Origin of the sequence: Streptomyces sp. MP131-18 (assembly GCF_001984575.1) — a bacterium.
Classification (GTDB): Bacteria; Actinomycetota; Actinomycetes; order Streptomycetales; family Streptomycetaceae; genus Streptomyces; species Streptomyces johnsoniae.
This window is the reverse complement of sequence record NZ_LZNS01000001.1, coordinates 1,058,940-1,079,871: the sequence shown is the minus strand read 5'-3', so window position 1 is coordinate 1,079,871 and position 20,932 is coordinate 1,058,940. Positions and strand designations below refer to the sequence as shown.

Below are 20,932 nucleotides of genomic sequence, written 5' to 3'. Positions count from 1 at the left end.
GGGACGGGTTCCTCCCTGTGTCGGGCGCGGTCAGGCGCCGCTGACGGGGGCGGGGTGGCGGCTGCTGACTTCTCGGTAGACCTCTTCCGTGGCGGCGGCCACCGCGGCCCAGCGGAACCGGGTCAGGACCCGCCGCCGCCCGGCCGCGCCGCAGGCGGCGCGTTCGGCGGGGGAGGCGAGCAGCGAGCCCGCCGCCTCGGCCAGGGCCACCGGGTCGCCCGGCGGCACCAGGCGCCCGGTGCCCGGGTCGGCGACGGTGTCGCGCTGGCCGCCGACGGCGCTCGCCACCACGGGAACGCCGCAGGCCATGGCTTCGAGCGGCACGATGCCGAACGGCTCGTAGTCCGCCGGGCAGAGCACCAGGTCCGCGCTGCGCAGCAGCGGCGGCACGTCGGTGCGGGCCAAGCCGCCGGCGAAGCGCACCCGGTCGGCGACGCCCAGCGAACGGGCGGCCTCGCGCAGGCGCCGCACATCGGGGTCGGCGTCGAGGCGGCCGGCCCGCGGCCCGCCGGCGATGACGAGTTCGGCGTCCGGCAGCGCCGCCAGCGCGGCCAGGGACACCTCGGCGCCCTTGCGCGGCACGAGGCGGCCCAGCTGGAGCAGCCGGTGGGGGAGCGGGCCGCGGGGCGCGGCCGCCCCGTCCGGCGTGAACAGGGCGGGGTCGACGCCGCAGGGCACGATGCCGACCCGCTCGGGCGGCAGGCCGAGGGCCATCAGCTCCTCGACCTCGTCCCGGCAGGTCGCCACCGTGCGGTCGCAGCTGAGGCCGACGTACCGCTCCCAGGTGACCCGGTCGGCGGGGCTGGTGTCCGCGGGCCCCTGGTGGCGCCGCTTGACGGCGCCGAGGGCGTGAAAGGTGTGCACGAAGGGGATGCCGAGCGGCCGGGCGGCCTGGAGCGTGGCGACCCCCGACATCCAGAAGTGGGAGTGCACCACGTCGGGCGGGGTCCGCGCCCATTCCCGTTCCAGCACGGCACCGAACTGCGGCATGAACGGCAGCAGCCGGTCCTTCGGCACCGGCTCGGCGGGCCCGGCCGGCACGTGCCGCACCGTGACGCCCGGCCGCAGCCGCACGGTCGCGGGCAGCGAGACGGAGTCGCGGCGGGTGTAGACCGTCACCGCGTGCCCGCGGTCCGCGAGTTCCCCGGCCAGCTGCGCGACATGCACGTTCTGGCCGCCGGCGTCCTCGCCGCCGAGGGCGGCGAGCGGGCTGGCGTGCTCGGAGACGAGGGCGATGGTCAGCCCCGCGCGCAAGGGTCGCCTCATCAGCGGATCACCTCCTCCATCAGCAGGTCCCAGTCGTCGAGGAAACGTTTGAGTCCGTAGCGCTCCAGCGCGGCGTGCCGCGCCGCCCGCCCGGCCTCGGCCGCCGCGTCCTGGTCCGCCAGGAAGCGGGCCGTGGCGCGGGCCAGGACCTCGGGCCTGGTGGAGAGGACCCCGGCCTCCTCCGGCACCGCCTCGGCGGCCTCCGTGGTGGCCAGGGCGACGATGGGCATGCCCAGGTGCATGGCCTCGATGAGGGAGAGCCCCAGGGAGGTCCACCGCACCGGGTGCAGGTAGACGCGGCGGCGGGCCATCTCGTCGTGCAGCCTGGCCTGCGGCAGGTCGTAGCTGCGGCACCGTTCCCAGGGAATGCCGAGACGCTCCGCCAGGTCGCCGGTGCGCATGCCGAACACGTCGAGCGGCGCGGCCTCGGCGAGCCCCGGCAGCAGATCGGTGCCGGTGACACGGCCGCGCCGCAGCGGCTCGTTGACGACGACCGCGGCCCGGGCCAGATCGCCCCGCCAGTGGTGCCCCGGGTCCACCACGCCGTGCTCGACGACCGTGGTGGCGGTGCCGCCGCAGTCCCAGAACAGACGGTTGAAGTGGGTGACGTGCACCAGCAACAGGTCGTCCCGGTCGGCGAACGGGTGCCGGGTGTCGGGCACGTTCCCGGCCGGCGCGTTGTGCTCCACGTACACCGCGGGCACGTCGCGTCCCGGGCGGCGCCCGCCGAGCCAGGCTTCCGCCAGCTCGGCCTCGTGCGGGCGCTGGAGGACCACCAGGTCGACCGGCTCCCGCGCCAGCTGCTCCGGCGGCACCTCACGGACCGACTCGGGCCACTGGTAGGTGCGCGCCCGGCCGAGACCGTCCGGGCCCCGGTCGGGCAGGACGGGGACCAGGTAGGAGTGGGGGCCCTGGACGAACGCGGTCGTCCAGGCGCCGTGCACGTGCCAGATCAGGATGTTCATGCCGCCGCCTTCCGTCCGGCGCCCTCCGGGCGTGGGCCGCCCACCGTCAGCGCGGCCACCGCGCCGATCACTTCCTCGTCGGTGATGGAGTCCAGGCAGGGGTGCCCGGCGACCGGGCACAGCCGCGCACGCGTGTTGGCGCACGGGCTGTTCTGCCGCCCGAGCAGCAGGTGCGGCACCCGGTAGGGCAGCCAGCGGTCCGCGCTGACGACCGGGGAGAAGAGGCTGACCACGGGGGTGCGCACGGCCGCCGCCAGGTGCGCGGGCCCGGTGTTGCCGGCCACGACGACGCGGGCGCCCGCCAGCACCCCGGCCAGCTCCGGCAGTCCGGTCCTGCCGCCGAGGTCGAGGGCGTGCGCGCCGGCGACCCGCCGGGTCAGTGCCTCCTCGCCGCGGCTGCCGGTGACCACGACGCGGTGCCCGGCTCCGGCGAGCGCCGCCACGGCCCGTGCGGCGCGCTGCGGGGACCAGGCGCGGGCCGGGACGGCCGCGCCCGGGTGGACCACCACGTAGGGATCGCCGCCGGTGAGATGGGCGGTGTCCGGGTGCGCGCCGACGCGCAGGGCGCCGCAGTCGCCCTCGGGCAGGGAGAAGCCGGCCGCCTGCGCGAGTTCGAGCGCGGCGGCGGCCTCGTGCCGGTACGGCGCGCGCCGGTGCCGCAGCTGGAGCAGCGATCCGGGGTAGTGCTCGCTGTCCGCGCCGATCCACGGCACCCCGGCCAGCTTCAGCAGCAGCGCCGCGGGCAGCGGGCTCTGGTGGTGCGAGGCGAGGACCAGGGCGCGGTCGAAGCGGCCGGCGGCGAGCCGGCCGATCAGTGCGTCCACGCCCGGCCGTTCCAGGGGCGGCGGCTGGAGACTGACCCACGGGGCGTCGAAGACGATCACGTCGTCGACGCCGGGCAGCAGCCGGCCCGCGGCCTCGCCGCCGGGGCCGCACAGCAGGGCGGTCGCCGAGGAGCCCGCGGCGACCGCCCGGACGGCGGGCCCGGCCAGCAGCACGTCGCCCGCGCTGTCCAGGCGCACGACCAGGGTGCGGGGTGCGTCGTTCACGCCGTCGCTCACGCCGTCGTTCATGCCGCACCTCCCGCCGGACGGCCGCCGAGCAGCAGCCGCACGGCACCGAGCAGGTCGGCGGCCCGTTCCCGCGCCGCGGCGATCTCCGCCCGCCGGGTGGCCGCGGTGGGCACCAGTACGCCGCGGGCCCCGGCGGCGCGCGCCGCGGCCATGTCGCTGCCGATGTCGCCGATGACCGCGACGCGGTGCGGCGCGACGCCGAGCCTGGCGCACGCGGCGAGCACCAGGCCGGGCTCCGGCTTGCGGCAGCCACAGCCCTGGCCGGGGGCGTGCGGGCAGACGGCCCACACCGCGAACGGGCCGAGCAGCTCCTCCGTGCGCCGCCGCACCGCCTCGACGCCCGCGCGGTCGAAGCAGCCGCGGGCGGCGCCCGACTGGTTGCTGACCACCCCGGCGCCGATGCCGTGGGCGCGCAGCAGGTCGAGTGCCGCGCGGGCGCGGGGGAGCGGGCGGACGAGGGCCGGGTCGGCGTTGTAGGGCACGTCCTCGATCAGCGTGCCGTCGCGGTCGAACAGCACCGCGTCCGGCCCGGGACCCGCCCGCCGCACGGGCCGGGCGCCCGGCGCCGCGGGCGGCAGCAGCCAGGGGCCGCCCGCCCGTGGCTCGGGGAGCGTCGACGTCGTGGCCTTAGTCATGAACGACTGAGTTGCCCGAATTGACCGAATCAAACAGCGGGTGGTCCGCGCCGCGCCGACCGGCCGAGCCCGGGGGAAGCGGCGCCACGGAGCGGTGCCGCAGCTCCCCGGCCAGCCAGTACGCCACGGCCGTGGGCGGGATCGCCGCGCTGGTCACCAGCATGCGCCGCACCTCGCTGCCCGTGCGCGGCCCAGGACGCACCCGCGCCGCCGCGAACTCGGCCGTGCCGGCCAGCCACAGCGCCGCGCAGAGCGCCGCGCCGCGCCGCCGCCCGGCCGCCGCCGCGCCGAGCGCGGCCGCGGCGGCGGCCGTCACGGCGAGGTGGCGCGGCAGCCGGCCGCGCGGCGCCTGCGCGCGCGCCCACCAGCCGGGGCCGTGCAGGCGCCGCATCAGCACGTCGTCGGCGTTCCCCGCCTGGGTGCGCACCGACACCCAGCGCCCTGCGGGGCGGACCGGGTGGCGCGTCCTGCGTTCGCCCAGGGCCAGCACCCACCCGGCGGCCAGCAGCCGCAGCGCCAGGTCGGCGTCCTCCCGGAACGCGCGGGGGAAACGTTCGTCGAAGCCGCCGACCGCTTCGAGCGCCTTGCGCCGGTAGGCCATGTCGGCGGTGATCCAGCGGGCCGTGGCGAGGCCGGCCGTGCCGCGTTCCCAGTCGGTGGGCCGCCGGTCCTGCGGCAGCGGCACCTCGATCCGCGCCTGCACGCCCGCGATGTCGGCCTCCGCCGCCGCCAGGTCGGCCGTGAGCGCGTCGGCCCAGCCCGCGCCCGGCACCACGTCGTCGTCGAGGAACGCGATCCACGGCTCGGGCGCGCGCCGCCAGCCGGCGTTGCGGGCGGCGGCAGGACCCGCGCCCCGGCCCGGCACGATCTCCACCAGGTCCCGCAGTACGGCGGGCACCGCCACCGGCAGCGGCGTCGGGTCGTGCGCGGGCCGGTCGTCCACCAGCAGGACGCGTGCGGGGCGCGGCCCGCGGTCGGCCGCGAGCGCGGCGAGCACCCGGCCGAGGCTCGGCCGCCCGAGTGTGGGGATCACCACCGCGTAGGCGGTGTCCGCGCCCCGGTCCTGGCCCCGGGCGTCGGGGCCGCCCGCGGCCGTCACCTGGCGCCGCCGTCGAACAGCGCGCGGCGGCGCACCAGGAACGGCCCGATCGCCAGCATGTCGACCGGCGAGGAGCCGAAGCACTCAAGGGCGTCCCTGGGGTCGTCGACCATCGGCCGGCCCGCGGTGTTCAGGCTGGTGTTGACGACCACGGGCAGTCCGGTGCGCTCCTCGAAGCGCGCGAGCATCCGCGCGACCAGCGGTTCCGCCGCCGCGTCCACGGTCTGGATGCGCGCGGTGCCGTCCACGTGCACCACGGCCGGGATGCGGTCGCGCCAGCCGGGCCGGACCTCGTGCACGAACAGCATGTACGGGCTTGGCAGCGGGCCCTCGAACACCTCGGCCGCGCGCTCGGCGAGCACCATCGGCGCGACGGGCCGGAACTGTTCACGGCCCTTGATGTCGTTCAGCCGCTCCAGGTTGCCCGACTTGCCGGGATGCGCCAGCAGCGAGCGGTGGCCCAGCGCCCTGGGCCCGAACTCGGCGCGGCCCTGGAACCAGGCCACCACCGCGTTCTCCGCCAGCGCCTCCGCGACCGCGCCCGCCACGTCCTGCGGCCGTTCGAAGGGCACCGCGGCCGTCTTCAGCCACGCCTCGATCTCGGCGTCCGACCAGCCGCGCCCGAGGTCGGCGCCTGGCGGCGGCCGCACCGGCGCGGTGCCGGCGAGGGACGCGTGGAGCAGCGCGCCGCCCAGCGCGGTGCCCGCGTCGCCCGCGGCAGGCTGCACCCACACGCGGTCGAACGGCCCCTCGCGGGCGATCCGCGAGTTGGCCACGCAGTTGAGCGCGACGCCGCCGGCCATCGTCAGTACGTCGTCATTGGTCTGCCCGTGCAGCCAGCGGACCAGGTCGAGCAGCGTCTCCTCCAGACAGGACTGCGCGCTGGCCGCCAGGTCCGCGTGTTCCTGTGTCCAGGCCCGGTCGGCGCGGCGCCGCGGGGCGAACTCCGCCCACGGCACGTCCGCCGCCCGGAACCCGCCGTCCCCGGTGGGGTGCACGTAGCGGCGCAGCTCGGGCAGGAAGCGGGGGGTGCCGTAGGAGGCGAGCGCCATCACCTTGTACTCGTCGCTCGACCGCAGGAAGCCCAGATGCTCCGTCAGCTCCTCGTACACCAGGCCGAGGGAGTGCGGCAGTTCCTGCGCGGCCAGCGGCTCGAGCACCTCGCCGGTGCGGCGCGCCGCCAGGTGCGAGGCGGACTCGCCGCGCCCGTCGAGGACCAGCACCGAGGAGTTCTCCGCGGCGGGCGCGGCGAAGGCGGCGGACGCGGCATGCGCCATGTGGTGCGGAACGAACCGCACGCGTTCCCGGTCCAGTCCCGGCAGCGCCTCGGTGAGGAAGGAGGGCGCCTCGCGGGCGTATGTCACCCGCAGGTGGTCCCACGGGTCGTGCAGCCCCATCGTCTCGGCGGGGCGCGCCAGCGACGGGTCGAACGAGTAGGTGACGGCGTCCAGGTCCTCGGGGCGCAGTCCGGCCTGCCCCAGGCACCAGGCCGCCGCCTTCTCCGGCAGCTCCCAGGCGGCGAACGGGACGGGCCGTTTGCCGTGCTTGCGGCGGGAGAAGCGTTCCTCCTCGGCCGCGGCCACGGTCTGTCCATCGATGACGAGGGCCGCCGCCGGGTCGTGGAACAGGGCGTTGATTCCGAGTACGCGCATGGGGCCCTCCGGGGGTGTGCGGGTGACGTGGGTGTGCTCAGGCCGCCACCGGCGCGCGGTACCAGGCGATGGTGCGGGCCAGGCCCTCCTCGGCCGGGGTCCGCGGCTCCCACTGGAGCTTGCCGCGGGCCAGGGTGATGTCGGGGCAGCGCACGGTCGGGTCGTCGGTCGGCCGCTCCACCATGCGCACCCGCGACCCCGACCCGGTCAGCCGGATCACGAGGCGCGCCAGCTCCAGCATGGTGACCTCCTGCGGGTTGCCGATGTTGACGGGGCCGCGCAGATCGGACCCGGCCATGGCCAGCACCCCGCGCACGGTGTCCTCGACGTAGGTGAGGGAACGGGTCTGCTGCCCGTCGCCGGTCACCGTCAGCGGCTCCCCGGCCAGCGCCTGCCGGATGAACGTCGGCACGGCGCGCCCGTCGTAGCCGCGCATCCGCGGCCCGTAGGTGTTGAACAGCCGCACGATCCCGGTGTCCGTGCCGTGCACCCCGGCCTCTGCCGTGGTCAGCGCCTCCGCGAAACGTTTGGCCTCGTCGTACACGCTGCGCGGGCCGACGGGGTTGACGTGCCCCCAGTAGTCCTCGCTCTGCGGGTGCTGCTGCGGGTCGCCGTACACCTCGGAGGTGGAGGTGAGGACCAGGCGCGCGCCGTGCCTGCGGGCCAGCGCGAGGGCGTTGCGCGTGCCGAGGCTGCCGGTCTCCAGCGTGTGCAGCGGCAGTTTCAGGTAGTCGGCGGGCGAGGCGGGCGACGCCAGGTGCAGCACGAGGTCGGCGGGCCGCGCCACGTCGAACGCCTCGCGGACGTCGGCGCGCGTGAACGTGAACGCCGGCTGCCCGCGCAGGTGCGCGATGTTCTCCTCGTCGGCCGTGCACAGGTCGTCGATGCAGGTGACGGCCGTGCCCTCGGCCAGCAGCGCGGTGCACAGATGCGAGCCGAGGAAGCCGGCTCCGCCGGTGACGACCGCGTGTCGGAAGCGCATGTCATCTCCTTTCGTCAACGACCGCACCCAAGTACCCCCTCGCCAAAACCGGCAAACGGGTGGAATCGGGGCGGTGTGCCGCCGCCCGTACCGGGGTACCCGGCGCGAACGCGTTTCAACAGCTTCAACGGCTGAGCCGGCCGAGCCGGCCGACCCCGCTGACAAGGACTGGTGCCGATGACTTCCGCCGACGGCAAGCGCGTCGTGGTCGTGGGGGCGACGGGCAATGTCGGGAGCGCGCTGGTGCGTGCGTTCGCCGCCGACCCGGACGTCTCCAGCGTCCTCGGCCTGGCCCACCGCCTCCCCGCCTGGGAGGTCGAGAAGACCACCTGGGCCGCGGTCGACCTGCGCGACGCGGGCGCCGCCCGCGCGGCGCTCACCGCCCACTTCCGCGACGCCGACGCGGTGGTGCACCTGGCCTGGCTGATCCAGCCCGCCCGCGACCCGCTGATGACCTGGCGCACCAACGTGCTCGGCACCGGTCACGTGCTGCACGCCGCCGCGGCCGCCCGCGTGCCCGCCCTGGTGTACGCCTCATCGGTCGCCGCCTACGCCCCCGGGCCCAAGGACCGGGCGGTCACCGAGAGCTGGCCCACCCACGGCTGGCCGACCGCGTCCTACAGCCGCGAAAAGGCGTACGTGGAACGCCTGCTCGACACGTTCGCGCACGAACAGCCCGGTATCCGCGTGGTGCGGATGCGACCGGGATTCATCTTCGCCCGCGCCGCCGCCTCGTCCCAACGCCGCCTGTTCGCGGGACCGTTCCTTTTCGGACCGATGGTCCGCCCCCACCTCAGCCCCGTCGTTCCCGACGTGCGGGGCCTGCGCTTCCAGGTGCTGCACGCGGCCGACGCCGCGGAGGCGTACCGGCTGGCCGTCCACCGCCCGGTGCGCGGCGCGTTCAATCTCGCGGCCGGACCGGTCGTCGACGCCGGGCTGCTCGGCGACCTCTTCGACGCCAGGCCGGTGCGCGTGCCCCGGCCGCTGCTGCGCGCCGCCCTCGCCGCCGCCTGGGGCGCGCGCCTCGCCCCGGCGCCGCCGCCGCTGTTCGACGCGTTCATGCGGCTGCCGCTGATGGACTGCGCGCGCGCCGGCGCCGAGTTGGGCTGGGAGCCGCGGCACACCGCGCAGGACGCCCTGCGCGATCTGCTCGCGGGCATGCGGCACGCCACCGGGCTGCCCACCCCGCCGCTCGAACCGAAGCTGCCGCACGGCCGGTTCGACGAGCTGGCCACCGGCGTCGGCAAGCGCCCCTGACCCGCGCCGGGTTTCCGCCGGGCACCGCGCGGTTACCCGTGGCGGCGCCACGCCGGAACGGACAGGGAGAGGGGCAGTCATGACGTCGTTCGGCTACTTTCTGGCCAGCGAGGACCACGGACCGCAGGCTCTGGTGGAGCAGGCCGGGCAGGCGGAACGCGCCGGATTCAGCGGGCTGTGGATCTCCGACCACTACCACCCGTGGATCGATGCCCAGGACCAGAGCCCGTTCGTCTGGGGTGCCATCGGCGCGCTCGCCCAGGCCACGACGCTCCCGGTCGAGACGGCCGTGACCTGCCCGACGGTCCGCATCCACCCGGCCGTCATCGCCCAGGCCGCCGCCACGAGCGCGGTACAGCACGAGGGCAGGTTCCGGCTCGGCCTCGGCAGCGGCGAGGCCCTCAACGAGCACATCCTGGGCACCCATTGGCCGCGCGCCGAGGTGCGCCTCGAAATGCTGGCGGAGGCCGTGGAGATCATCCGGCGGCTGCTGACCGGCGAACGCGTCAGCCACCGCGGCCGGCACTACACGGTGGAGAACGCGCGGCTGTACACCCTGCCCGAGGAGCCCGTCCCCGTCGACATCTCCGGCTACGGCCCGGCCGCGACCGACCTGGCCGCCCGCATCGGGGACGGCTTCGTCACCATGGGCCCCGAGGCGGGGCTTCTGCGCCGGTTCCGGGAGGGCGGCGGCGGGGCGAAGCCGACGGCCTGCGGCATCAAGGTCTGCTACGACACCGACCGCGAACGGGCCGCCGCCACGGTGCTCGAACGCTGGCCCAACCTCTTCCTGCCCGGCGAACTCGCCGCCCAACTGCCCGAGCCGCGCCACTTCGAGCAGGCCACCCGGCTGGTGACCGCCGACCACGTGCGCGACGGCGGGCAGGTGCCGCTCGGCGACGACCCCGAGGAACACATCCGCGCCCTGACGGCCTGCGCGGAAGCCGGCTTCGACCACGTCTACCTGAGCCAGATCGGGCCCGACATGGACGGCTTCTTCGAGTTCTACCGCACCAAGGTCCTCCCGCAGCTGCCCCGCTGAGAGCCGGGCGCTCAAGGCTGAAAGGTCAATGATGAGCCAGACAGTCGCCGACTTCGTCCTCTCCCGGCTGCGCGCCTGGGACGTCGACGTCGTGTTCGGCTACCCCGGCGACGGCATCAACGGACTCCTCGCGGCCTGGGGCCGCGCCGACAACGAACCCCGCTTCGTCCAGGCCAGGCACGAGGAGATGGCCGCGTTCCAGGCCGTGGGGTACGCGAAGTTCAGCGGCCGGGCCGGGGTGTGCACCGCCACCTCGGGACCCGGCGCCATCCACCTGCTCAACGGCCTGTACGACGCGGCCCTCGACCACGTCCCCGTGGTCGCCGTCGTCGGCCAGACCAGCCGCACCGCCATGGGCGGCGCCTACCAGCAGGAGGTCGACCTGCACGCGCTGTTCAAGGACGTCGCGGCCTTCCTGGAGACGGTGAATGTCCCGGAGCAGCTGCCGAACGTGCTGGACCGCGCTTTCCGTACCGCCTACGGCCGCCGCGCCCCGGCCGTCGTCGTGCTGCCCGCCGACGTGCAGACCCTGGACCACCACGAGCCGGAGCACGCCTTCAAAATGGTGCCCTCCAGCCGCGACGACAGCGCCTGGACGGTCACCCCGACCGACGACGCGCTCGCGCGCGCCGCCGAGGTCGTCAACGCGGGCGAGAAGGTCGCCGTCCTCGTCGGGCAGGGCGCCGCCAAGGCCCGCGCGGAGGTCGGGGAGCTGGCCGAACTCCTCGGCGCCGGCGTCGCGAAGGCGCTGCTGGGCAAGGACGTCCTGCCCGACACGCTGCCCTGGGTGACGGGCACGATCGGCCTGCTCGGCACCCGCCCCTCCTACGAGTTGATGCGCGAGTGCGACACGCTCGTCACCATCGGCTCCAGCTTCCCCTACAGCCAGTTCCTCCCGGAGTTCGACCAGGCCAGGGGCGTGCAGATCGACATCGACCCCGGGCTGATCGGCATGCGTTACCCGTACGAGGTCAACCTCGTGGGCGACGCCACGGCGACGCTGCGCAAGCTGCTGCCGCTGCTGCACCGGAAGGAAGGCGCGGCGCAGCGGCACCGCGAGCTGGCCGAGCGGGCCGAGCGCTGGCACGAGGCGCTGGCCCGGCAGGCGGAGCTGGTCGACGCCGACCCCATCAACCCCCAGTACGTCGCGCACGCCCTCGACCCGCTGCTGCCCGACGACGCGATCCTCGCCGCCGACTCCGCGTCCGTGACCAACTGGTACGCGCGCCACATCACCATGCGCGGGACGATGCGCGGCTCCCTGTCCGGCACGCTGGCCAGCATGGGCTGTGCCGTGCCGTACGCGATCGGCGCGAAGTTCGCCCACCCCGACCGGCCCGCCGTGGCCCTCGTCGGCGACGGGGCGATGCAGATGAACGGCATGAGCGAGCTGATCACCGCGGCCAAGTACCGGCACGCCTGGGAGAATCCGCACCTGGTGGTCGGCGTGTGGAACAACCGGGACCTCAACCAGGTGACCTGGGAGATGCGTGCGATGTCCGGCGCCCCGCAGTTCCTGCCCTCGCAGGAGCTGCCCGACGTGTCCGCCGCGGCCTTCGCCCGCTCCCTCGGCCTGACCGGGGTGCGGGTGGAGAAGCCGGAGGACGTCGAGGCGGGCTGGCGCGAGGCGCTGGCCGCGCCGGGGCCCGCGGTTGTGGAGTTCCTCACCGATCCGGCGGTGCCGCCGATCCCGCCGGCGGCGACGTGGGAGCAGATCGAAGCGACCGCCAAGGCGCTGCTGAAGGGCGACCCGGACCGCGCCGACGTGGTCAGGAAGGGGCTCAAGGCCAAGCTCCAGCAGTACCTCACCGGCGGTGACCAGAGCAAGGACTGAACGGGAAGCACCGTGCCGCGGGCGATCCGGCCGCGCGGCGGCGGCCGCGGAAAGGAGCGTCAGATGACGGCACGAGAGCCCGAACCGCAGGACCCCACCGAGCGCCACCCCGCGCCGGAGTTCGCCGACCAGTCGCAGGAGCCCCCGGGCGAGACCGGGGAGATGTCGCCGCGGCCGGACCACGGCGAGCGCACGTACCGCGGCTGCGACCGGCTCGCGGACCGCCGCACCGTCATCACCGGCGGGGACTCCGGCATCGGCCGCGCGGTGGCCCTGGCCTTCGCCAGGGAGGGGGCCGACGTGCTGTTCACGCACCTGCCCGAGGAGGCGGACGAGGCGGAGGAGACGTGCCGTCTCGTCACCGAGGCGGGCCGCCGCGCGGTCGCGCTGCCGTGCGACATCCGGGTGGAGGAGGAGTGCCGCCGGCTGACGGACCGGGCCGTCGCCGAGTTCGGCCGCGTCGACGTGCTGGTCAACAACGCCGCCTATCAGATGGCCCAGCCGGACGGCATCGAGAAGATCACCACGGAGCAGTTCGACCGGATCGTGCACACCAATCTGTACGGCATGTTCTGGCTGTGCCGGATGATGCTCCCGCACATACCGGCGGGCGGCAGCATCATCAACACGACCTCCGTGCAGGCGTACCGGCCGAGCCCGAAGCTCCTGGACTACGCCATGACCAAGGGCGCCATCGTCACCTTCACCCAGGGCCTGGCCGCACAGCTCGCGCCCGAGGGCATCCGGGTCAACGCCGTCGCCCCCGGACCGGTGTGGACGCCGCTGATCCCTTCCACGATGCCCGACACCAGCGAGTTCGGCGCGCAGTCAGGACTGGGCCGCCCGGCCCAGCCGGGCGAGATGGCGCCGGCCTACGTGTTCCTCGCCTCGCAGGACGCGGGCTTCGTCACCGCGGAGATCCTGAACGCCACCGGCGGCAGCGCCCTGCCCTGACGGCGCACCGACGAAGGCCGCGGGGCCCGCCGCCTCAGGGGCGGCGGGCCCCGCGGCGCCGGTGCCGCTGTACGGCGCGCCAGACCTTCCGCCCGATCCACAGGGCGAGCAGCGGGCGCCGCAGCGGGCCGGGACGCACCTCAGGCCACCGTTCCGCCGGCGGCGGGCGCGGGAGCGGCCGCGGGCTCCATCGTGCCGTCGTGGCCGTCCACCTCGGTGCGGATGCGTTCGCAGGCCCGGCTCAGCAGCCGCGAGACGTGCATCTGCGAGATCCCCAGGTGCCGCGCGATGCGGCTCTGCGTCATGCCGTGGAAGAAGCGCAGGTACAGGATGTGCCGCTCGCGCTCCGGCAGCGCCTGCAAGGGGCTCTTGACCGACTCGCGGTCCACCACGCGGTCGAACCCGGGCTCGTGCGAGCCCAGCGTGTCGAGCAGCGAGTAGTCGCCGTCCGCACCTGGAAGTTCAGCATTCAACGAGAGAGTGCTGAAGCTCTCCAGCGCCTCCATGCCGGTCCTGACCTCGTCCTCGGTCAGGCCGCTGTGCTCCGCGATCTGCTCCACGCTCGGTCCCCGCTCGTCGAGCCGGAAACTCAGCTGCCGGGCCGAGGCCCGCACCCGGTTCCGCAGCTCCTGCGTGCGCCGCGGCACGTGCAGCCCCCACATGTGGTCCCGGAAGTGGCGTTTCACCTCACCGACGATCGTCGGCACGGCGTAGCTCTCGAAGGGCCGCCCGCGGCTCGGATCGAACCGGTGGACCGCCTTCACCAGGCCGAGCGCCGCGACCTGCTCCAGGTCCTCCAGCGCCTCGCCACGGTCGCGGAACGTCCGCGCCAGCCGGTCCGCCATCGGAATCCACGCACATATCACGTCCCGGCGCAACGCCTCGCGCTCCGGACACGGAGGCAGCTCGGCAATGCGCTGGAATTGACTGCTCGTGTCCGGCGCGTCGTCGTGCGGATGTCGCTTCTTGCGGGGGTTTGCGGGTGTATTCATTCTGCTCTCCCAGGTGAGGGTGGGCGTGCGATTCGCGCTGCTCGCCACGGGAAGAGGCCGTTCCCGACAAGTCTGCCCGCATTTGCCCGCGCGCACATCTCGAACGCCGGAGGGTGCCGCCGAGGTTTCCCGCGCGCCCCGCTGGTTACGCGGAGGACGCGACCTGGAAAAGACGGAAACGCAATCGACAGGAAAGGGCGGCACCGTGTCCTACAGCGCCTTTCTCTCGACCGTGCGCGAGCGCGGGGAGTACCCCGCCGACGAGGCGGAACGCATCGTCGAATCGGTCCTGATCACCCTCGGCCGGCGCCTTCCCGGGCCTTCCGCCGAGCACCTCGCGGACCAGCTGCCCATGCCGCTGGCGGAAATCCTCCACAGCGCGGACGACACCGGACGCAGCTGGGGGGTCGAGGAATTCATCAGCAACGTCGCGCACCACGCGGACGAGGACGTGGAGACCGCGGAGACCGATACCCGCGTCGTTTTCTCCGTTCTCTCGGAACGCGTCGCGGGCGGCGCGATGAACAAACTGCTCAGTCAGCTGCCCTCCGGCTACGCCGATCTCTTCGGATATGCGGAGCTGACCTGAACACCGCATCCGCCCGCATCGTCGTCACCGGGGCAACCGGCAATATCGGTACGGGGGTCGTGCGGCGCCTCGCCACGGACCCGCGCGTCCGGTCCGTCGTGGGCATCGCCCGCCGCCGCCCGGAGACGCCCCGGGACGGCGTGACCTGGATCGGCGCCGACATCACCGAGGAGCCAGCACTCGACCGGCTCTTCGCCGGTGCCGACGCCGTCATCCACCTCGCGTGCCTCTTCCAGCCCGCCCACCGCCCCGAGGTCACCTGGCGCACCAACGTCCTCGGCAGCGACCGGGTGTTCGCGGCCGTGGCCCGCGCCGGCGTGCCCGCGCTGGTCCACGCCTCCTCCGTGGTGGCCTACGCCCCCGGGCCCAAGGACCGCCGCGTGGACGAGTCCTGGCCCACCGACGGCTGGCCGACCGCGCCCTACTGCCGGGAGAAGGCGTACACCGAACGGCTCCTGGACGTCTTCGAGCACACGAACCCCGGCGTGCGCGTCGTCCGGCTGCGGCCCGGCATCGTCATCGCCGCGGACAGCGCGCCGCAGCAACGGCGGCTGTTCGCCGGCCCGTTCCTCCCCGCCCGGCGGCCCCCGCGCCCGCTGCGCGTGCTCCCCGACCTGGCCGGGCTCACCTTCCAGGCGCTGCACTCCGACGACGCCGCGGACGCCTTCTGCCGCGCCGCGCTCCAGCAGGTCCGCGGCCCGTTCAACATCGCCGCGGAACCCCCCGTCGACCCGCGCCTGCTCGCCCGCCTCACCGGTGCGCGCCTGCTGACCGTGCCCTACCGGCCGCTGCGGGCCGCCGTGGACGCGGCCTGGCACCTGCGCCTGGTGCCCACGTCGGCGTCCATGCTGGACGCCGTCCTCACCTTCCCGCTGATGGACACCGGGCGGGCCCGCCGTGAACTCGGCTGGCACCCGCGGCACTCCGCGGCCGACGCCGCCGCCCGCTTCCTCTCCGGGCTGCGCGGCAGCGGCGGCGGCGACACCCCGCCGCTGCGCCGCCGCCTGCCCGGCGGCGGCCGCCTGCGGGAGGCGGCCAGGGGACCGGGGGAGCGGCAGTGACCCCGCGCGGCGCGCCGGACGCCGTCGTGATCGGCGCGGGTCCCAACGGCCTCGTCGCCGCCAACATGCTGGCCGACGCCGGCTGGCACGTGCTGGTGCTCGAAGCCACCGCGGCACCGGGCGGCGCCGTCCGCAGCGACCGCGGCGTCCACCCGGACCACGTCAACGACCTCTTCAGCTCCTTCTACCCGCTGGCCGTCGCTTCCCCGGCCCTGCGGCGGCTCGGCCTCGAACGCTGGGGCCTGGCCTGGCGCCACGCCCCCGCCGTCCTCGCCCACCCGCTGCCCGACGGCCGCTGCGCCGTGCTGCACCACGATCCTGAGCACACGGCCGCCGCGCTCGATGCGTTCGCGCCGGGCGACGGCGACGCCTGGCTGCGCCTGGTGGCGCGCTGGGACCGGCTCGCCCCCGACCTCCTCGACGCGCTCCTCGGCCCGTTCCCGCCGCTGCGCCGCGGCGTGGCCGTCCTGCGCCGCCTGCTGCCCGCCGCCGACGGACTGCGTCTGCTGCGCATGCTGGCCCTGCCCGCGCGGCGGCTCGGCGAGGAGGAGTTCGCCGGGCCCGGCGGGCCGCTGCTCCTCACCGGCAGCGCGCTGCACGCCGACCTCCCGCCCGAGTCCGCGGGCAGCGGCGCGTTCGGCTGGCTGCTGACCATGCTCGGCCAGCGGTACGGCTGGCCCGTCCCGGCCGGCGGCGCCGGGCGCCTCACCGACGCCCTGGTCCGCCGCCTGGCCGACCGCGGCGGCGAGGTGCGCTGCAACACCCCCGTCGACCGCGTCCTGGTGCGCGACGGGCGCTGCCTCGGCGTGCGCACCGCGGACGGCGAGCCGGTGCCCGCCCGCCGCGCCGTCCTGGCCGACGTGCCCGCGCCCGCGCTGTACGGCGGCCTCGTCGCCTGGGCCGACCTGCCGCGCCGGCTGCGCGCGGACCTGCGGCGTTTCCAGTGGGACCACCCCACGTTCAAGGTCGACTGGGCCCTGACCCGGCCCGTGCCGTGGACCGCGGAGGCCGCCGCGGCGGCGGGCACCGTGCACCTCGCCGAGAGCCGGGACCACCTGACCCGCTACGCCGCCGACCTGGCCTGCGGAACCGTCCCCCGCCACCCCTGCGCCGTCTTCGGCCAGATGACCACGGCGGACCCCGGCCGCTCCCCGGCCGGCACGGAATCGGCCTGGGCCTACACCCACCTGCCGCGCGGTGCCGCGGGGGCGGGGCCGCCCGAGGCCCTGGCCGACCGGCTGGAGGCGGCCGTCGAACGGTTCGCGCCCGGCTTCCGCGACACGATCGCCGCCCGGCGGATACTGCCCCCGGCCGGTCTCGAAGCCCTGAACCCCAGCCTGTACCGGGGGGCGCTCGGCGGCGGCACCGCCGCCCCGCACCAGCAACTGGTCTTCCGCCCGATCCCCGGCACCGGCCGCCCCGGCACGCCGGTGGCGGGCCTGTACCTGGCCTCGTCCTCCGCGCATCCCGGCGGCGGTGTGCACGGGGCCTGCGGTGCGAACGCGGCCCGTGCCGCCCTGCACCGAGCCCGATGGAACCCGCGCGTGAGGAGCCGCACATGGCCGTGAGGCCCGTACTGATCCGACGCCCCCCGTCCGCGGTGTGGGCCGTGCTCGCCGACGGCACCAGGTATGCCGAGTGGGTGGTCGGCACCGCCGGCTCGCAGCCCGTGGAAGGCACCTGGCCCGAGGTCGGGGCGGCCCTCCGCTACACCGTCAAGGTCGGCCCGGCCACGCTCCACGGGCGCACCGTCGTGCGCGCGTGCGAGCCCGTCGGCGTGCTCGAACTGGAGGCGGTCAGCCGCCTGGTGGGCACCGCCCGCATCGGCATCGACCTGCGCCCGTGGGGCGAGGAGAACACCCTGGTGACCATCGACGAGCACCCGCTGACCGGCCCGGGCGGCCGGCTGCACAGCATGCTGTCCGAGGCCCTGCTCCAGATCCGCAACCGCCGGATGGTCCGCAGGCTGGCGCAGGTTGTCGAGGCGGACTCCGCCCCGCCGCCCGGCGGTCGCTGAACGTCCGCACACGCCCACGAACGAGTCAAACCGGCCGGGGTCGCCCGCACACCGATAAAACGGGCCGCGACCTTCAGGGAAAGGACCCGTTCATGGCGACCGTCACCGAGGCGCGGGCCGACGCACGCGGCCCAGCGCCGAAGAAGCCCAGAACCCCCGGCCGGATCGTGGTGTCGTGGCTGACCACGACCGACCACAAGCAGATCGGCTCGCTCTACCTCGTCACCTCCTTCCTGTTCTTCCTGGTCGGAGGCGTACTCGCCATGGCCATGCGGGCCGAACTCGCCCGCCCGGGAATCCAGATGCTGTCCCACGAGCAGTACAACCAGGCGTTCACGCTGCACGGCACGATCATGATGCTGCTGTTCGCCACCCCGTTGTTCGCCGGGTTCGCCAACTGGATCATGCCGCTCCAGATCGGCGCCCCCGACGTGGCGTTCCCCCGGCTCAACGGGCTCGCCTACTGGCTGTACCTGTTCGGCGGGCTGCTGGTGCTCGCCTCCTTCCTGACCCCGCAGGGCCCGGCCAGTTTCGGCTGGTTCGCCTACAGCCCGCTCAGTAACGAGATCCACTCCCCGGGCGTCGGCCCCAACATGTGGATCATGGGCCTGGCTCTTTCCGGCTTCGGCACCATCTTCGGCGCGGTCAACTTCATCACCACCATCATCTGCATGCGCGCGCCGGGCATGACGATGTTCCGCATGCCGATCTTCACGTGGAACATCCTGCTCACCAGCGTGCTGGTGCTCATGGCGTTCCCCGTACTGGCCGCCGCCCTCTTCGGGCTCGCCGCCGACCGCGTCTTCGGCGCGCACATCTTCGACTCCGCCAACGGCGGCGCCCTGTTGTGGCAGCACCTGTTCTGGTTCTTCGGCCACCCCGAGGTCTACATCGTCGCGCTGCCGTTCTTCGGCATCATCACCGAGGTCATCCCCGTCTTCAGCCGCAAGCCGATCTTCGGCTACATCGGGCTCGTCGGCGCCACCATCGCCATCACCGGCCTTTCGATGACCGTGTGGGCGCACCACATGTTCGCCACCGGCGCCGTGCTGCTGCCGTTCTTCTCGATGCTGTCCTTCCTCATCGCCGTGCCCACCGGCGTCAAGTTCTTCAACTGGATCGGCACCATGTGGCGCGGCTCGCTGTCCTTCGAGACGCCCATGCTGTGGTCCATCGGCTTCCTCGTCACCTTCCTCTTCGGCGGCCTGACCGGCGTCCTGCTGGCCTCCCCGCCGATGGACTTCCACGTCACGGACAGCTACTTCGTCGTCGCGCACTTCCACTACGTGGTGTTCGGCACCGTCGTCTTCGCGATGTTCGCCGGGTTCTACTTCTGGTGGCCCAAGTTCACCGGCACCTGCCTCGACGAACGGCTCGGCAAGATCCACTTCTGGACGCTGTTCGTCGGCTTCCACGGCACGTTCCTCGTCCACCACTGGCTCGGCGCCGAGGGCATGCCCCGCCGTTACGCCGACTACCTGGCCGCCGACGGCTTCACGGCCCTCAACATGATCTCCAGCATCGGCGCCTTCCTGCTCGGCCTGTCCACCTTGCCGTTCCTCTACAACATCTGGCACACCGCCCGGCACGCGCCGAGGGTCGAGGAGGACGACCCGTGGGGCTACGGCCGTTCCCTGGAGTGGGCCACCTCCTGCCCGCCGCCGCGCCACAACTTCACCACCCTGCCCCGCGTCCGCTCCGAAGCGCCCGCCTTCGACCTGCACCACCCCGACGTGGCCGTCGTCGACCAGTCCCGCCAGACCGGCCGCCGGGACATCGCCGAGTCGGGAACGCACGCCCCCGGCCCCGGCCCCGCCCCCGGCCCGCGGGAGTCCGGCAGATGAGCACGGGCGGCAGCGAACGCGAGGCCGCCGCGGGTATCGCGCAGCTGGAGGGCTACCTGCTGTGGCAGGCCGAGCTGGCGGGTGCCCGCGCCGAGGCCGAGATGTTCGCCGCGCGGCTGACCGGCCTCAGCGAGGAGCAGCGCGCCGAGCTGGCCGACCGGTACGCGGAGGAACGCATCGCCCTCTCCCGCCGCGTCCTGGTCGCCGTCGCCGACCGCTGCCGCGGCCTCCAGGCGGAGTACACCGACCGCTACCGGTGCCTGCGCAGGCGCGTGCTGTGCGCGGCGGCCTGCGCCGTGCTGGCCGCCGTGGGCCTGGCGGCCGGCTCCCTGCTGCTCACCACCCGCGGCTGATCGTCCCGCGCCCGCCCGACTGACCCCGGCCCGGCGGGGTACTCGCCCGGCGTTCTTACGCCGGACGACGGGAACCGGAGGCAGGCGCCATGAAGGCAGTGGTGTGGCACGGCAAGCGCGACGTGCGGGTGGACGAGGTGCCGGAACCCCGCATCGAGGAGCCGACGGACGCGGTGATCCGGGTGACGTCCACCGGCCTGTGCGGGTCCGACCTGCACCTCTACGAGGTGCTGACCCCGTTCATGACGCCGGGGGACATCCTCGGCCACGAGCCGATGGGCGTCGTGACCGAGGTCGGCTCCGCCATCACCGACCTGCGCCCGGGCGACCGGGTCGTGGTCCCGTTCCAGATCGCCTGCGGCTCCTGCTTCATGTGCGAGCGCGGGCTCCAGACGCAGTGCGAGACGACGCAGGTCAGGGAGCAGGGCACGGGTGCCGCGCTGTTCGGCTACACCAAGCTGTACGGCTCCGTACCCGGTGGCCAGGCCGAGTACCTGCGGGTGCCGCAGGCCCACTACGGCCCGGTCATCGTGCCGCCCGACGTGCCCGACGACCGGTACCTGTTCCTGTCCGATGTGCTGCCCACGGCGTACCAGGCCGTGGCCTACGCGGACGTCCCCAAGAACGGCACGCTGGCCGTGCTCGGCCTCGGCCCGATCGGCGACATGTGCTGCCGCATCGCCCTCCGCCAGGGCGCCCGGCAGGTCATCGGTATCGACCTCGTGCCCGAACGGATGGCAAGGGCCCGCGCACGCGGCGTGACCACCCTCGACGTCACCGGCAAGGACGACGTCGTCGAGGCCGTGCGCGACCTCACCGACGGCAGGGGCGCGGACTCCGTCGTCGACGCGGTCGGCATGGAGGCCCACGGCGGCACCGCGGGCAAGCTGGCGCAGAACCTGGGCGGGCTGCTGCCCGGCCGGGCCGCGGAGAAGATCGCGGGCAAGGCGGGTGTGGACCGGCTGTCCGCGCTGTACCTGGCCGTCGACCTCGTCCGCCGCGGCGGCACCATCTCCGTCAGCGGCGTCTACGGCGGCATGGCCGACCCGATGCCGATGCTCACCCTCTTCGACAAGCAGATCCAGCTGCGCATGGGCCAGGCCAACGTGCGGCGCTGGGTGCCCGACATCCTGCCGCTGCTCGCCGGGGACGACCCGCTGGGCGCGGACGACTTTGCCACCCACCACCTGCGGCTCGACCAGGCGCCCGACGCCTACGCGATGTTCCAGCGCAAGGAGACCGGCAAGGTCGTCCTGCGGGTGTGAGCACGGGCCTGAGCGCGGTGTGAGCACGGGTGTGAGCAAGCGCACGCAGTGC

Annotated in this window: 19 protein-coding genes; 11 read left to right on the top strand and 8 right to left on the bottom strand. The window is 74.6% G+C overall.

Features of this window, described 5'->3' with window-relative positions; genetic code table 11:
- Window positions 1-30: 30 nt before the first annotated feature.
- Genes STBA_RS04490 through STBA_RS04460 form a run of 7 tightly spaced genes read right to left on the bottom strand, consistent with a single transcriptional unit; the run spans window position 31 to window position 7,672 of the window.
- The gene (locus STBA_RS04490) at window positions 31-1,266 is read right to left on the bottom strand and encodes a glycosyltransferase (protein WP_077057976.1); all 1,236 of its coding nucleotides are present in this window, start codon (window positions 1,264-1,266) and stop codon (window positions 31-33) included.
- Window positions 1,266-2,231, bottom strand: coding sequence for a glycosyltransferase (locus STBA_RS04485; RefSeq protein WP_077057975.1), 966 nt, complete (start codon window positions 2,229-2,231; stop codon window positions 1,266-1,268). Before STBA_RS04485 ends, STBA_RS04490 begins: the two co-directional genes overlap by 1 nt.
- The gene (locus STBA_RS04480) at window positions 2,228-3,304 is read right to left on the bottom strand and encodes a glycosyltransferase family 9 protein (protein ID WP_077057974.1); all 1,077 of its coding nucleotides are present in this window, start codon (window positions 3,302-3,304) and stop codon (window positions 2,228-2,230) included. The genes STBA_RS04485 and STBA_RS04480 overlap by 4 nt, the downstream gene beginning before the upstream one ends.
- Window positions 3,301-3,939, bottom strand: a complete 639-nt coding sequence (locus tag STBA_RS04475) for an HAD-IIIA family hydrolase (protein WP_077057973.1) — start codon at window positions 3,937-3,939, stop codon at window positions 3,301-3,303. Before STBA_RS04475 ends, STBA_RS04480 begins: the two co-directional genes overlap by 4 nt.
- Entirely contained in the window at window positions 3,932-5,038 is a 1,107-nt protein-coding gene (locus STBA_RS04470) for a glycosyltransferase (protein ID WP_077057972.1), read from the bottom strand. The genes STBA_RS04475 and STBA_RS04470 overlap by 8 nt, the downstream gene beginning before the upstream one ends.
- Window positions 5,035-6,690: a carbamoyltransferase C-terminal domain-containing protein gene (locus STBA_RS04465; protein ID WP_077057971.1), complete on the bottom strand. Its 1,656-nt coding sequence runs from the start codon at window positions 6,688-6,690 to the stop codon at window positions 5,035-5,037. The genes STBA_RS04470 and STBA_RS04465 overlap by 4 nt, the downstream gene beginning before the upstream one ends.
- A 37-nt stretch (window positions 6,691-6,727) precedes the next feature.
- On the bottom strand, window positions 6,728-7,672 hold the full coding sequence (locus tag STBA_RS04460; protein WP_077057970.1) for an NAD-dependent epimerase/dehydratase family protein: 945 nt from the start codon (window positions 7,670-7,672) through the stop codon (window positions 6,728-6,730).
- 177 nt (window positions 7,673-7,849) lie between these two features.
- Between STBA_RS04460 and STBA_RS04455 the strand changes: the two genes are divergently transcribed.
- The 4 genes from STBA_RS04455 to STBA_RS04440 all read left to right on the top strand — a co-directional run bounded on the left by STBA_RS04455 (window position 7,850) and on the right by STBA_RS04440 (window position 12,759).
- Entirely contained in the window at window positions 7,850-8,929 is a 1,080-nt protein-coding gene (locus tag STBA_RS04455; protein ID WP_077057969.1) for an NAD-dependent epimerase/dehydratase family protein, read from the top strand.
- A gap of 79 nt (window positions 8,930-9,008) precedes the next feature.
- Complete coding sequence (locus STBA_RS04450; protein ID WP_077057968.1) at window positions 9,009-9,971, top strand: TIGR03557 family F420-dependent LLM class oxidoreductase; 963 nt, start codon at window positions 9,009-9,011, stop codon at window positions 9,969-9,971.
- Window positions 9,972-10,002: 31 nt separating this feature from the next.
- Window positions 10,003-11,805, top strand: a complete 1,803-nt coding sequence (locus tag STBA_RS04445; protein WP_077063106.1) for a thiamine pyrophosphate-requiring protein — start codon at window positions 10,003-10,005, stop codon at window positions 11,803-11,805.
- Window positions 11,806-11,868: 63 nt separating this feature from the next.
- Window positions 11,869-12,759 carry an SDR family oxidoreductase gene (locus STBA_RS04440; protein WP_077057967.1) on the top strand — a complete coding sequence of 297 codons (891 nt, stop codon included), beginning with the start codon at window positions 11,869-11,871 and terminating at the stop codon, window positions 12,757-12,759.
- A gap of 140 nt (window positions 12,760-12,899) precedes the next feature.
- On the opposite strand, the gene STBA_RS04435 is transcribed toward STBA_RS04440, so the two are convergent.
- A complete protein-coding gene (locus STBA_RS04435; protein ID WP_077057966.1) occupies window positions 12,900-13,751 on the bottom strand; it encodes a SigB/SigF/SigG family RNA polymerase sigma factor in 852 nt (283 codons plus the stop codon).
- A gap of 205 nt (window positions 13,752-13,956) precedes the next feature.
- On the opposite strand from STBA_RS04435, the gene STBA_RS04430 reads away from it, so the two are divergent.
- The 7 genes from STBA_RS04430 to STBA_RS04400 all read left to right on the top strand — a co-directional run bounded on the left by STBA_RS04430 (window position 13,957) and on the right by STBA_RS04400 (window position 20,880).
- A complete protein-coding gene (locus tag STBA_RS04430; RefSeq protein WP_077057965.1) occupies window positions 13,957-14,340 on the top strand; it encodes a DUF2267 domain-containing protein in 384 nt (127 codons plus the stop codon).
- Complete coding sequence (locus STBA_RS04425) at window positions 14,337-15,401, top strand: NAD-dependent epimerase/dehydratase family protein (protein WP_077063105.1); 1,065 nt, start codon at window positions 14,337-14,339, stop codon at window positions 15,399-15,401. Before STBA_RS04430 ends, STBA_RS04425 begins: the two co-directional genes overlap by 4 nt.
- A complete protein-coding gene (locus STBA_RS04420; RefSeq protein ID WP_290443702.1) occupies window positions 15,398-16,969 on the top strand; it encodes an NAD(P)/FAD-dependent oxidoreductase in 1,572 nt (523 codons plus the stop codon). The genes STBA_RS04425 and STBA_RS04420 overlap by 4 nt, the downstream gene beginning before the upstream one ends.
- A complete protein-coding gene (locus tag STBA_RS04415) occupies window positions 16,960-17,418 on the top strand; it encodes an SRPBCC family protein (protein ID WP_077057964.1) in 459 nt (152 codons plus the stop codon). Before STBA_RS04420 ends, STBA_RS04415 begins: the two co-directional genes overlap by 10 nt.
- Window positions 17,419-17,510: 92 nt before the next feature.
- Window positions 17,511-19,262 carry a cytochrome c oxidase subunit I gene (gene ctaD, locus STBA_RS04410; protein ID WP_077057963.1) on the top strand — a complete coding sequence of 584 codons (1,752 nt, stop codon included), beginning with the start codon at window positions 17,511-17,513 and terminating at the stop codon, window positions 19,260-19,262.
- Window positions 19,259-19,615, top strand: a complete 357-nt coding sequence (locus STBA_RS04405; RefSeq protein WP_077057962.1) for a hypothetical protein — start codon at window positions 19,259-19,261, stop codon at window positions 19,613-19,615. Before ctaD ends, STBA_RS04405 begins: the two co-directional genes overlap by 4 nt.
- An 89-nt stretch (window positions 19,616-19,704) precedes the next feature.
- Window positions 19,705-20,880 carry a zinc-dependent alcohol dehydrogenase gene (locus tag STBA_RS04400; protein WP_077057961.1) on the top strand — a complete coding sequence of 392 codons (1,176 nt, stop codon included), beginning with the start codon at window positions 19,705-19,707 and terminating at the stop codon, window positions 20,878-20,880.
- Window positions 20,881-20,932 lie beyond the last annotated feature (52 nt).

What these genes read in the sequence shown, in the direction of transcription:
- STBA_RS04490 (WP_077057976.1), bottom strand. Translation starts at nt 1,266, where the DNA reads ATGAGGCGACCCTTGCGCGCGGGGCTGACCATCGCCCTCGTCTCCGAG.
- STBA_RS04485 (WP_077057975.1), bottom strand. Translation starts at nt 2,231, where the DNA reads ATGAACATCCTGATCTGGCACGTGCACGGCGCCTGGACGACCGCGTTC.
- STBA_RS04480 (WP_077057974.1), bottom strand. Translation starts at nt 3,304, where the DNA reads ATGAACGACGGCGTGAGCGACGGCGTGAACGACGCACCCCGCACCCTG.
- STBA_RS04475 (WP_077057973.1), bottom strand. Translation starts at nt 3,939, where the DNA reads ATGACTAAGGCCACGACGTCGACGCTCCCCGAGCCACGGGCGGGCGGC.
- STBA_RS04465 (WP_077057971.1), bottom strand. Translation starts at nt 6,690, where the DNA reads ATGCGCGTACTCGGAATCAACGCCCTGTTCCACGACCCGGCGGCGGCC.
- STBA_RS04460 (WP_077057970.1), bottom strand. Translation starts at nt 7,672, where the DNA reads ATGCGCTTCCGACACGCGGTCGTCACCGGCGGAGCCGGCTTCCTCGGC.
- STBA_RS04455 (WP_077057969.1), top strand. Translation starts at nt 7,850, where the DNA reads ATGACTTCCGCCGACGGCAAGCGCGTCGTGGTCGTGGGGGCGACGGGC.
- STBA_RS04450 (WP_077057968.1), top strand. Translation starts at nt 9,009, where the DNA reads ATGACGTCGTTCGGCTACTTTCTGGCCAGCGAGGACCACGGACCGCAG.
- STBA_RS04445 (WP_077063106.1), top strand. Translation starts at nt 10,003, where the DNA reads ATGAGCCAGACAGTCGCCGACTTCGTCCTCTCCCGGCTGCGCGCCTGG.
- STBA_RS04440 (WP_077057967.1), top strand. Translation starts at nt 11,869, where the DNA reads ATGACGGCACGAGAGCCCGAACCGCAGGACCCCACCGAGCGCCACCCC.
- STBA_RS04435 (WP_077057966.1), bottom strand. Translation starts at nt 13,751, where the DNA reads ATGAATACACCCGCAAACCCCCGCAAGAAGCGACATCCGCACGACGAC.
- STBA_RS04415 (WP_077057964.1), top strand. Translation starts at nt 16,960, where the DNA reads ATGGCCGTGAGGCCCGTACTGATCCGACGCCCCCCGTCCGCGGTGTGG.
- ctaD (WP_077057963.1), top strand. Translation starts at nt 17,511, where the DNA reads ATGGCGACCGTCACCGAGGCGCGGGCCGACGCACGCGGCCCAGCGCCG.
- STBA_RS04405 (WP_077057962.1), top strand. Translation starts at nt 19,259, where the DNA reads ATGAGCACGGGCGGCAGCGAACGCGAGGCCGCCGCGGGTATCGCGCAG.
- STBA_RS04400 (WP_077057961.1), top strand. Translation starts at nt 19,705, where the DNA reads ATGAAGGCAGTGGTGTGGCACGGCAAGCGCGACGTGCGGGTGGACGAG.